Origin of the sequence: Brachyspira sp. SAP_772, assembly GCF_009755885.1 — a bacterium.
Classification (GTDB): Bacteria; Spirochaetota; Brachyspiria; order Brachyspirales; family Brachyspiraceae; genus Brachyspira.
In genome coordinates this window covers 1-801 of sequence record NZ_VYIX01000104.1, presented here as the reverse complement: position 1 = coordinate 801, position 801 = coordinate 1, and the positions used below count along the sequence as shown (strand labels likewise).

Below are 801 nucleotides of genomic sequence, written 5' to 3'. Positions count from 1 at the left end.
TTGCTTTAGAAGCTAATGAAAACTCTTCTATAAAAGTAAATAAAGACCCTAAATCTGGAAAGGCTTTAAATATAAAAATAGATGAAAAAGATATACCTTCAAGAGATTTCAGAAATAAATTATCTCCTGCAATAGTTCCTTCTTTACAGTTTAATATAGAGAAAGTTGATAATGGAATAATAATCACTGGTAAAGGAAGCGGACATGGTGTTGGTATGTGTCAGTGGGGAGCTTTTGGTATGGCTCAAGTAAAAAAAGACTATAAAGAAATTTTGAAATTCTACTACAAAGGAATAGATATAGTTGATTAYAATAAAGTAAATAKAAAACTTGAACCAGATATATGGATTGAAAATTAATTTATTTTTTAATAATTAAATATAAACGCTCTTTTATTAAAGGGCGTTTTTTATTTATAAAATYTATTTCAAAAGTAAATTAATAAATATTTATATTGTTTTTGTTTTAATTTAATAATTTATATTAATAATATAATTAGTATTATTTTATTATTTGCACTTTTTGCAACTTTGACGAAGTCCGCACCGCGAAGGCGGGAAAAAGTTGATAGAAAATTATTGTTTCAACTATATTGAAAATTTTTAAGTTTKTYAAAATTTAGTTTTTATTTTTTTATTGTTATCGGGGACTAGCCMCCGAGCCCCCAGTTCTTTTGCCGATAGGCACCTACTCGGTATTGGTATAAAAGAACCAAAAGAACTGAATTTTTATAAATTAATACTCAAATATATTCAAAAATATAATATAGATTTGAACTAATATAATTAAATATCTTATTTC

1 pseudogene is annotated in these 801 nt (G+C 25.0%); it reads left to right on the top strand.

The window, feature by feature from the left end:
• A pseudogene (locus GQX97_RS12855) lies at positions 1 to 359 on the top strand (hypothetical protein); the annotation flags it as partial.
• Positions 360 to 801 lie beyond the last annotated feature (442 nt).